Below are 9,564 nucleotides of genomic sequence, written 5' to 3'. Positions count from 1 at the left end.
GGCCTTTCTTCGCGAGGCCTCGCTTCGTTTACCTTTATAGTGCGGCCTTTCAAATCTTTGTCATTCATTGATTCGATGGCTTCACGAGCTTCACTGTCATTAGGCATGTCAACAAATCCAAACCCTTTGGAACGGCCTGAAAACTTGTCGGTAATGATGTTTGCGCTATCGACCTGTCCGAACTGGGAGAACGCATCGCGAAGATCATCTTCAGAAACAGTGTAAGGCAAATTGCCAATGTAAATATTCATTGTTAGTCTGAGTAAGCATGTGCATTGATAGAAAGAGACGCCGGCAAGTAACCAAAGCACAAATTACTTGCATAGCGATCAGCCAACCATTGGCTGATTTCTGAGCACAATTTACCGTAATTAATAATGTATTTCAAAAAATAATTACAACCACTGCCGTAATACGCCCTTGCTTTACAGGGAGGACTATCGTGAATGTTTAGCCCTGCATGTTTCTTTTTCCTTCAACCTGACAGAGACTATTCTGCTGGTCTGAGAGAAGATGCCGTATTCACATCTTCTGGTGATGTTCAGGAATTCCTGTTGATAAAAGAGACTGAAATTCTACTTATTTGTAATAAAATGCGACTATTTTTTTGCTTTACATTAAAAATTAATTACATTTTTGTTGTTATCATTAAAAATTAAGGTTTAAATAATTACAATTAATCCGGTTATGAGGAAAAAAGTTTTAACGGCCCTGCTGCTTTTACCGGCAGCATTGTTGTTTCAAAGTAGTGCCTGGGCCGCTGACGCTGCAGCTACTGACAGTGGAACCACATCGTGGATGCTGACGTCTACAGCTCTGGTGTTGCTTATGGTTCCGGGACTTGCCATGTTCTATGGCGGACTTGTCCGTACCAAAAACGTTATTGGTACCATGATGCACAGTTTTGCCGCAATGGTGATTATTGGTGTTCTCTGGCCGCTGGTCGGCTATTCGTTGAGCTTTGGTCCCGGTATTCTTGGCGGTTTTGTCGGGTGGAACGATAACTATTTCATGTTGCAGGGGATTGATGAAACGATCATGCCTACCCATATTCCGGAGTATGTGTTTGCCATGTTCCAGGGAAAATTTGCCATTATCACACCGGCCCTGATTGCCGGAGCCTTTGCCGAGAGGGTTAATTTCAAGGGGTATGCAGTTTTTATAGCGCTCTGGTGCATACTTGTCTATAGCCCGATTTGCCATTGGGTATGGGCGGCCGACGGCTTCCTTTTCAATCTTGGTGCTGCCGGAGCCATTGATTTTGCAGGGGGCACGGTTGTTCACATCTCTTCCGGTGTGACCGCTCTTGTTGCTGCGCTCTATCTTGGCAAACGGCGTGGTTATCCGAAAAACGTCATGCACCCGAATAATCTTGTCATGACTCTGATCGGAGCAGGGCTTCTCTGGGTAGGATGGTTCGGTTTCAACGCAGGAAGTGCTATAGCCAGTGACCTTGCCACCGCCAGAGCGCTGACGGTAACCCAGGTTGCCGCTGCAGCAGGCGCCTTTACCTGGATGGTTATTGAAATGTTTCAGCATGGCAAGGCAACCAGTCTCGGTGTTGCGTCCGGAATTCTTGCCGGTCTTGTTGCCATAACTCCGGCAGCAGGAGTTGTGCAGCCTTCAGGCGCCTTTGCTCTTGGTGCACTTGCCGCCATCTTCTGCTACAGTGCAATTGTGCTCAAGAGCAAACTTGGTTACGATGACAGTCTTGATGCATTTGGCGTGCATGGTGTTGGTGGTATTGTCGGCGCTCTTGCTCTTGTGTTTTTTATTCGTCCGGCATGGATGGAGGCAGCGGCAGAAAAAGTCGGGGGTAGCTGGACAATCTGGCAGCAGCTTGGCGTTCAGGCAACTGCAGTGGGTGTTACTATTGTGTATGCGGCGGTTGTTTCCTTTATTCTGCTCTTCATTGTAGAAAAAACAATCGGCTTGCGTATCAGCGAAGATGATGAAATGTCCGGTCTCGATCACAGTATGCATGGTGAGCATGGATATGGTCTTATCAACCTTAATTAATTTCTTTACATGAAACTGATAACTGCAATCATACGGCCGGACCGTCTCGACCATGTTCGGGAAGCACTGATCCAGGCCGATATAACAAGAATTACCGTAAGCCGGGTTACCGGTCATGGCCGGCAGGAGGATATTGATATCTATCGGGGCCAGAAAATAGCGCCCAACCTGATTCCGAAAATCAGGCTCGATATTGCGGTCAATGATGAGTTTGTTGATATTACGGTGGATACCATCATCAATGCAGCAAGTCATGGTGAAGGCGAGATCGGTGCAGGAAAGATTTTTATAACGCCGCTTGAGGAGTGCATTCGTATCCGTACAAAGGAGCGGGGAGGCAAGGCGATATAGTAAACGTCACCGATTACACTGACGATGAAAAAGGGGCAGGGGGGATTCTCTCTCTGCCCTTTTTGTGTTTAGTGGCTCTCTTTATTCATGCTTAAGAGCAGTATGATTCCCGACCATCGAAGTAATTGTACGGCGGAAAAAGGAAAACAGAGAGGCCCTATTTTACCGGTTCAGCCGGGACCGGAAGTGGGGCTGATAGTAACGGTGGCAATTTCCAGTCAGGAAAATAGGTGTTCAGAAATGCTTCGGCATTACTGTCGCCAAGCCTTGCCGCCTGACGAAAGTCATCAAAGCGCCCTGCAAGATCGCCGGTTTTGCTTTTGGCAATGCCCCGGTGAAAAAATGCACCGGCCATTTTTTTGTCGAGTTCAATAACCTTGGTAAAGTCAGCAATAGCTTCATTGTAATATCCGGTCATATTATAAATAATGCCCCGATTGAAATAGCCGACAGCCTTGAAGTATGGCTCACCGTATTCGATGACCAACGTGTAGTCGTTGATAGCCTGCGGATATTTTTTCAATCGCTGTTGTGCTGCTCCGCGCATCTGGTAGGCCATGGCGAACACCGGATTGCTTTCAATAGCTCTGGAATAGAGTCTTATTGCTCCGCTCAGATCACCTTTCTGATGTTGGGCAAACCCTTCATCAAACAGGGTATTTGCTGAGTCCGCAAGGGCGAAATGGCCGGAATAAAGCAAACATGCCACAGTTAGAGATATGGCATACAGGATCCTTCTCATGAAAAGCCGCTCTATGGTGTCTTTGAAAAAAAAGAGAAATTGCGGGGTTTGATTACCACACTATCAATATCTGATACTTTTCGGGAATTTGAAGTTTTTTTTTCTCCACGGGTAATGAACGCCGTCAAGGGGGTTTATTTGCGCATTTTCTGCCGCTTTTTCTATCTTGTTTCATTCAATATTTGTCAAACGGGCATCTCTTTAAATTGTCGTGAGCGGTTTGAGTACGAGGCGGAAGGAGCGCAGAAACCGGAATGTACATGGAGTACTTGAGGATTTCGAGCACCTGCCAGCGAAGTAATCGAATCGCGGAACAAATTAATAGAGGTGCCCCAACGTACCAGCCCCATAATGTTCAGGATCAGCCTTGACGAGTTTGAAGGGCCGCTTGATTTGCTGCTTTTTTTCATCAAGCGTGATGAACTGGATATTTATAATATTCCTGTTTCAAAGATAACTTCGGACTTTATCAGTTATATCAGCGAGGTCAGGATCCTGAATCTTGAAATTGCCGCAGAGTTTATCTATATGGCCTCAATGCTGATGAGCATCAAAGCCAACATGCTGCTTCCACGTCCGGCTGAGGATGGAACGCCATCTGATGAGTTTGATCCCCGTACGGAACTTGTGCAACGGCTTTTGGAGTATAAGCGTATCAAAGAGGCTTCAACTGCCCTGGATCAGCTTGCCCGGGAGCGGGAAACGCTTTTTGCCCGGAGCTTTTTTGAGGAGTTTGAACCTGAGGTTATTGATGAGCTTGATGAGCCGGTCAATCGGCCGACACTCTACCATCTTATGCAGGCCTACAAGTCTGTGCTTGAAAACATGCCCCGTACCATGACCCGCAGCGTTTCGGATGCACCGGTAACGGTTGAAGAGCAGACCCTGCTGATTCTGAAGAGACTTGAAGCAGAGGTTCAGGTTTCGTTTACTTCCGTGCTTGAAGGCATCACGGAACGCATTATTCTTGTTGTTACTTTTCTTGCTGTGCTTGAAATGTGTAAAAACCGGCGAATTACCGTGCTGGTAAAAGATGGCTTTGATGATTTCTGGATTACCCAGAGAGCCGGGTCTTGATACCCGGAGACAACCTTGTAATACTTTTGATACATGCCGGAAATTACTCCTTTCAGGGCCATTCTCTATAGCCCCGATCTGCTGAAGAGTGCAGACGCACTGATATGCCCGCCCTACGATGTTATCTCTCCCGAATTTCAGGCCCAGCTCTATCAGGGCTCTTTGTTTAATGCCATCCGTCTTGAGTTGCCGATGGAGTCTGATCCCTATGCCGCGGCGGCTGAGCGTCTGGCTGAGTGGCTGCATGGGGGTGAACTGCTGAAGGAGAGAGAGCCTGCGATCTACCCCTATTTTCAGACCTTTGAGGATTCTGAAGGCAGAAAACATACCCGGAACGGATTTTTTTCGGCGATGCGCCTTTATGATTTTTCGGAAAAAAAGGTACTGCCGCATGAAAAAACCCTCTCAGGCCCGAAAGCCGACCGTCTGAACCTGTTCCGGAAAACCAGAGCCAACATCAGCCCCATTTTCGGTCTCTACGCCGATGAATCCAAAACGGCTGATCGTGTGATGCAGGCCTTTGCCGAATCAAATGAACCGGTTGTTGATGCGCTCTTTCAGGGAGTGCGGAACCGGATGTGGAGGATAACTGACCCGGCCCTTATCGCTACACTCCAGGCATCGCTCTTGAACCGGCCGGTCTACATTGCTGACGGTCATCACCGTTATGATACCGGAGTAAACTATCGCAATGAGCGTGCATCCACAAACCCCTCTCACAGCGGCAGTGAACCCTATAATTTCATCCTGACCTATCTGGCCAATATTTATGATGAAGGGCTGCTGATTTTTCCGATTCACCGGCTGGTGCACAGTCTGGAAGGATTTGATCCCGCCAGTTTAAAAACAAGGCTTGAGGAGTTTTTTGCCGTAACCGAGCTCAAGGACCGGGAAGCCCTGAAAGCATTTCTTGATGGTGAGCCATCCAGCTATGCCTACGGTGTTGTCACTTCCGGCAAGGTGCTCGGCATAGCTTTGAAAACCGATCCCAAACCGCTGCTTGATCCTGCCCGTCCGGAGGCTCTCCAGCGTCTCGGTCTGGTGCTTCTGCACGATCTCATTCTTGGCCGTCTGCTTGGCATCACGCAGGACTCAATGGCAAAACAGAGTAATCTGACCTATGTGAAGGATGACCGGGAGGTGTTTGCTGCGGTCGACTCCGGCAAGGTGCAGGTGGGTTTTGTGGTCAAGCCGACCACCGTTGAGCAGGTGCTGGCTGTTTCGGAGACAGGAGAGGTTATGCCCCAGAAATCCACCTTTTTCTATCCGAAACTCATGACCGGTCTTCTCTTTAATCCGCTTGACTGACCGCTTATGACCCAGGAGTTTCACTCGCACTCTGCCGAAGAGACCCGCCGGTATGCACGGGAGTTTGCTGCAGGTTTGCATGACGGAGATGTTGTTTCGCTTTGCGGTGATCTGGGTGCGGGTAAAACCGAGTTCATGCGGGGGATTACGGAGTTTTTTGTTTGCGAAGAGCAGCTTTCAAGTCCGACATTTCCTTTGTTTAATATTTATGAGGGTACACTGCGCGGAGAGCCGGTTACCCTCCATCACTTCGATCTCTACCGGATAGAGTCACAGAAGGAGCTTGAGGCTATCGGGTTTGATGAATACCTCTCCTCCGCTTTTCTCTCCGTTGTAGAGTGGGCTGACAGGTTCCCGCAATACGCCCGATTCTATAACGCTACGGTCAGGCTTGAGCGAACCGGTGAAGAGAGCCGCAAGATTGTTATAAATAGAACCCATTGATGAATATCCTCGCTGTAGAGTGCACTCATGCACATTTGAGCGTAGCGCTTTTGACCGAAAGCGGAGCTGTTACGGAAGTTTTAAGTGCAGAGTGGAAAAAGGCGGCGGAAACGCTAGTGCCGCTTATTGAACAGGTTATTGGTGACTCGGGGCTTGACCGGCACGAGCTTGATGCCATTGCCATCTCATCCGGGCCGGGTTCGTTTACCTCACTGCGTATCGGGATATCGGTTGCCAAAGGTGTTGCCTACGGTCTCGGTTTGCCGCTCATTCCGGTGCCCACCATGCCGACAATGGCTGCATCGCTTCCGGAGAAGGCCGGTAAGGTTATGGCGGTTGTCCCTTCCCGCAAAGGGGAGTACTACTATGCAATCTATAATCAGGATGATCTTGCTTCAGGCCTCTGGCATGACGAGGTTGAAAGAGGTTCTGCTGCTGATGTGGCCGCCGCAGCCTCCGGAAATGCAGGAGTTGTTGTTGTCGGGCGCGGGCTTTCCGAGATTATCCCATTGCTCGCGGTTTCAGGCGCAGTATACAGAGAGTCCGAGTTCTTTACCGCCAAATCCCTTATTCCCCACGCCAAAAGACTCTTTGCCGGAGCTGATGCCGCAGAACTTAACGCCGTTACCCCCGATTACCGCCAGATGTTCACTCCCAACGGCGGGAATGGGTGAGTTTTGCTCGAAAGCATTTTGATAATTGCAGGTTATTTGACTGCAAAGCTTGCCTCCAATCTCAGGCAATGGAACTGATTCCTTTTCGCGATATAAGAGAAAGGAGTTTCAATGTTGTGCCTGCAGGTTTCTTTTGCCCTCGTTCCCATTGGCTGACCGACTCTTTTGAAACGTTCAGGTAAAGCGCAAAAACCATTTGGCTAACCTCCTCCCGTTCACGCAAGGCCTTGATTTCCTCTGCGCTGAATGGATGAACCGGTGTTAAACAGGATTCATCGAAATGGCGCATTGTCCGCTTGTCGATCACGCCAGCCTCAAACATGTCCGCAACGGTTTCGTGAACTGCCGCAAGGGCATCGCTTTTGTATGTTTTCGTCTTACTCATAAGATTTCACGGTCTTGAAGGCACCACTCTGTATTAGTTTGTCAAGCTTGTCATCGGAAAGGGCAAATGTTATTTTTGCGAGTTCCTTGTACTCCTTGACATCAGCCCTGGTTATGTTATCCTGTTCATTTTTTGGAAAGCCGTAAACGAAAAAAGCCTTTTCTCCATGACGGTAAAAAATGATAGTCCGAAATCCGCCTGATTTACCTTCATGAAGTCGAGCAATTCTCTGCTTGATGACTCCGCCTCCATAATCGGCATCAATCAGTCCATTTTCGGCATCCTTTACTGCCTTGCAAAGCCTTTCGTCACTGATACCTTCATCCCTGGCGAACTTGGCAAACCATCTGTTTTTGAAAATCCGCACAGTTGATCTTAAGTATTGGGATTTTTTTATCCTTTAAATGTATAAAACCAGGTTCTACTATTCAAATTTATTAAGATTTGACAACCGCCTGGCGTGCTTCCGTCGCTGATCGACATAGGAGCGTAACACGGCGTTGATTTTTGTCTGGTAGCCCTTTCCCTCACTGCGGAAAAACTCCATGATGTCGTAATCAACGCGCATATTGAGTACGGCCTTCGGCTGAGGCAGCTCAACCGAAGTTGTTGACCAATCAACCACCATACCTGCTTCGTCGGGATCGTCAGCAATAGCAGCTTCAATTTCCGCATCAGTCATAGCTGCGGCTGCAGCCCAGTTGCTTTTGTCTTCACCACGCTTCTGCATTGCAATCAACTCTTCATCCGTATATCTGACGATACGCCCGTTCTTCTCCATATCGAGCCCTCATGAAATAATTCTGCGGATCTTTTCGTCTTGTTCAAACAAGGTAAATAATCCATACGCATTGTGTATACACGATAAATCAGTGGTGATGCGTTATTAAGGCGCTTTTTGCTTGGCAAGCATATAGCCTTACAAATAATTTTATTCTGTCAGCCTATATGCTTACATTAAATCTTTTTTAGTCAGTCTATAAGATTACAATTATGGAGAGAAGATCATTACAGATAGAGCAACTCAACCGCAAAATGCAGGTGGTTGCGGAAATAAAAAAAATCACCCCGCCTCCAACAGGCTGGATAAAAGCAGTGCGTTCAGCGCTGGGAATCACGCTACAGCAGTTGGGCAATAAGATTTCTATTACAAAACAAAGCATTCAGGATATTGAGCGAAGGGAAAAAGAGGGCTCTGTTACGCTCAAAACCCTGAGGGATGTCGCCAATGCTTTGGATATGGAGCTGGTTTATGGTTTCGTGCCAAGAGATGGTTCACTGGATGCTCTTATTGATCGGAAAGCAAAAGAGCTGGCCACTCAAATTGTGTTGCGTACGTCCAACACCATGATGCTCGAAGAGCAGCAGAACTCCCCTCAGCGTCTTCAAAATGCCATCGAAGAGAAGACGGTTGACCTTAAAAACAAAAAGCCTAAAATATTATGGGATTAGGTTTGGACTACATTATTGGCCAAACCCCTTTGGATGAAGATGAAAAAGATGGCCTGCTGATTCCGACTATTGCCACCAGAGGCGAGTTGGATGAGTTTGAACAACAGAATATTGAGCAGGCGGTGCAGTGGTCGTTGATGCGAAACTTTAAACAATCGGATATATTATCTGAAACGTTTGTCAGGGGTGTACACAGGCGAATGTTCAAAGATGTCTGGGCATGGGCTGGAGAGTTTCGTAAAACCAATAAAAACATTGGTGTGGACAAATGGCTCGTCCCTATTGAGTTGAAAAATTTACTGGATGATGTGATCTATTGGATAGAGCACAATACCTATCCTCCGGACGAAATAGCTGTTCGATATAAACACCGGCTTGTCAGTATTCATTGTTTTCCTAATGGTAACGGACGACATAGTCGACTAATGGCTGACATTATCGTTGATAAAATTTTCAAACGTCCGGTTTTTAGTTGGGGAGCTTCTGCTCTTTTCGGGAAAGGAGATTCCCGAGCAGCCTATCTCAAGGCGCTCAAAGCTGCTGATAATGGTGATTACAGTTTGCTTTTAACATTTGCCAGGTCGTAGCTCCATTTGCCTGCATTTACCAGCGAGCTTGCATGGTGTGTTATTTATACCGCTCACCCATTCGAGGCAGGGGAGAACTCCCTGGCTTTTTTTGTGTCAGTGAGCGGGCTTTTTTGTATGTTCACGTGATACTTATTCTTGCCGCTTTGCAGCTTTTTTGTTGCTTTGTGGCTATAAGTTGTTATAAAATATGGTAAATATATGAACAGCGGAGTTTTATGAGCAGTCTGAAAAAGAAAGGAAAAGAGACGGCAGATCAGGTAAAAGAGGTGGCGATCAGTGAATTGCTGGCAAAAAGAAGTGCCGAACTGGCGCTTGAGAAAAAATGTGAGGATGTAAAGATTCTTGACCTCCGGGGTCTGACCTCGATTACAGATTTTTTTGTCATTGTAACGGCTGATTCGGAGCGCAAGGCAAAAGCTGCGGCGGAGCATATTGTTGATGAGCTGAAAGAGGATGATGAGCGTCCGATGCACGTTGAGGGTATGGATTCAATGCACTGGATACTGCTTGATTATGTCGATG

At 47.4% G+C, this 9,564-nt stretch carries 14 protein-coding genes; 9 read left to right on the top strand and 5 right to left on the bottom strand.

The genetic code is table 11. From position 1 onward, the window contains the following. On the bottom strand, nt 1-251 hold a 251-nt coding region (locus tag CFERDRAFT_RS11395; protein WP_040433849.1), incomplete at its 3' end, for an RNA recognition motif domain-containing protein. Nucleotides 252-687: 436 nt separating this feature from the next. Between CFERDRAFT_RS11395 and CFERDRAFT_RS11385 the strand changes: the two genes are divergently transcribed. Both CFERDRAFT_RS11385 and CFERDRAFT_RS11380 read left to right on the top strand, forming a co-directional pair. Then, nucleotides 688-2,019, top strand: a complete 1,332-nt coding sequence (locus CFERDRAFT_RS11385; RefSeq protein WP_006367377.1) for an ammonium transporter — start codon at nt 688-690, stop codon at nt 2,017-2,019. Between the two features lie 9 nt (nt 2,020-2,028). Next, nucleotides 2,029-2,370 carry a P-II family nitrogen regulator gene (locus CFERDRAFT_RS11380; RefSeq protein ID WP_006367376.1) on the top strand — a complete coding sequence of 114 codons (342 nt, stop codon included), beginning with the start codon at nt 2,029-2,031 and terminating at the stop codon, nt 2,368-2,370. 157 nt (nt 2,371-2,527) lie between these two features. Here CFERDRAFT_RS11380 and CFERDRAFT_RS11375 read toward each other — a convergent pair whose 3' ends face one another. After that, on the bottom strand, nt 2,528-3,112 hold the full coding sequence (locus tag CFERDRAFT_RS11375) for a tetratricopeptide repeat protein (RefSeq protein ID WP_006367375.1): 585 nt from the start codon (nt 3,110-3,112) through the stop codon (nt 2,528-2,530). A 351-nt stretch (nt 3,113-3,463) separates the two neighbouring features. Here CFERDRAFT_RS11375 and CFERDRAFT_RS11370 point away from each other — a divergent pair, with 351 nt between their 5' ends. From CFERDRAFT_RS11370 to tsaB, 4 genes are read left to right on the top strand one after another with little or no spacing between them, the layout of a single operon-like run. Further along, nucleotides 3,464-4,189, top strand: coding sequence for a segregation and condensation protein A (locus tag CFERDRAFT_RS11370; protein WP_006367374.1), 726 nt, complete (start codon nt 3,464-3,466; stop codon nt 4,187-4,189). A gap of 33 nt (nt 4,190-4,222) precedes the next feature. Then, entirely contained in the window at nt 4,223-5,497 is a 1,275-nt protein-coding gene (locus CFERDRAFT_RS11365) for a DUF1015 domain-containing protein (RefSeq protein WP_006367373.1), read from the top strand. A gap of 6 nt (nt 5,498-5,503) precedes the next feature. Continuing rightward, nucleotides 5,504-5,941: a tRNA (adenosine(37)-N6)-threonylcarbamoyltransferase complex ATPase subunit type 1 TsaE gene (tsaE, locus tag CFERDRAFT_RS11360; RefSeq protein WP_006367372.1), complete on the top strand. Its 438-nt coding sequence runs from the start codon at nt 5,504-5,506 to the stop codon at nt 5,939-5,941. Continuing rightward, on the top strand, nt 5,941-6,615 hold the full coding sequence (tsaB, locus tag CFERDRAFT_RS11355) for a tRNA (adenosine(37)-N6)-threonylcarbamoyltransferase complex dimerization subunit type 1 TsaB (RefSeq protein WP_006367371.1): 675 nt from the start codon (nt 5,941-5,943) through the stop codon (nt 6,613-6,615). The genes tsaE and tsaB overlap by 1 nt, the downstream gene beginning before the upstream one ends. 61 nt (nt 6,616-6,676) lie before the next feature. On the opposite strand, the gene CFERDRAFT_RS11350 is transcribed toward tsaB, so the two are convergent. From CFERDRAFT_RS11350 to CFERDRAFT_RS11340, 3 genes are read right to left on the bottom strand one after another with little or no spacing between them, the layout of a single operon-like run. Then, nucleotides 6,677-7,000 carry a helix-turn-helix domain-containing protein gene (locus CFERDRAFT_RS11350; RefSeq protein WP_006367370.1) on the bottom strand — a complete coding sequence of 108 codons (324 nt, stop codon included), beginning with the start codon at nt 6,998-7,000 and terminating at the stop codon, nt 6,677-6,679. Then, the gene (locus CFERDRAFT_RS11345; RefSeq protein ID WP_006367369.1) at nt 6,993-7,367 is read right to left on the bottom strand and encodes a type II toxin-antitoxin system RelE/ParE family toxin; all 375 of its coding nucleotides are present in this window, start codon (nt 7,365-7,367) and stop codon (nt 6,993-6,995) included. Before CFERDRAFT_RS11345 ends, CFERDRAFT_RS11350 begins: the two co-directional genes overlap by 8 nt. A gap of 57 nt (nt 7,368-7,424) precedes the next feature. Further along, nucleotides 7,425-7,781 carry a BrnA antitoxin family protein gene (locus CFERDRAFT_RS11340; RefSeq protein WP_006367368.1) on the bottom strand — a complete coding sequence of 119 codons (357 nt, stop codon included), beginning with the start codon at nt 7,779-7,781 and terminating at the stop codon, nt 7,425-7,427. Nucleotides 7,782-7,993: 212 nt separating this feature from the next. On the opposite strand from CFERDRAFT_RS11340, the gene CFERDRAFT_RS11335 reads away from it, so the two are divergent. The 3 genes from CFERDRAFT_RS11335 to rsfS all read left to right on the top strand — a co-directional run. Further along, nucleotides 7,994-8,452 (top strand): mobile mystery protein A, encoded by a 459-nt coding sequence (locus CFERDRAFT_RS11335; RefSeq protein ID WP_006367367.1) that lies wholly within the window; start codon nt 7,994-7,996, stop codon nt 8,450-8,452. Then, nucleotides 8,443-9,039 (top strand): mobile mystery protein B, encoded by a 597-nt coding sequence (locus CFERDRAFT_RS11330; RefSeq protein ID WP_006367366.1) that lies wholly within the window; start codon nt 8,443-8,445, stop codon nt 9,037-9,039. The genes CFERDRAFT_RS11335 and CFERDRAFT_RS11330 overlap by 10 nt, the downstream gene beginning before the upstream one ends. A gap of 218 nt (nt 9,040-9,257) precedes the next feature. After that, a partial coding sequence (rsfS, locus tag CFERDRAFT_RS11325) for a ribosome silencing factor (protein ID WP_040433845.1) occupies nt 9,258-9,564 on the top strand: 307 nt, incomplete at its 3' end.

The sequence above is a fragment of the Chlorobium ferrooxidans DSM 13031 genome (genome assembly GCF_000168715.1).
Classification (GTDB): domain Bacteria; phylum Bacteroidota; class Chlorobiia; order Chlorobiales; family Chlorobiaceae; genus Chlorobium; species Chlorobium ferrooxidans.
Note: the sequence above shows the minus strand (reverse complement) of the source record. Positions and strands in the feature narration are given on the sequence as shown.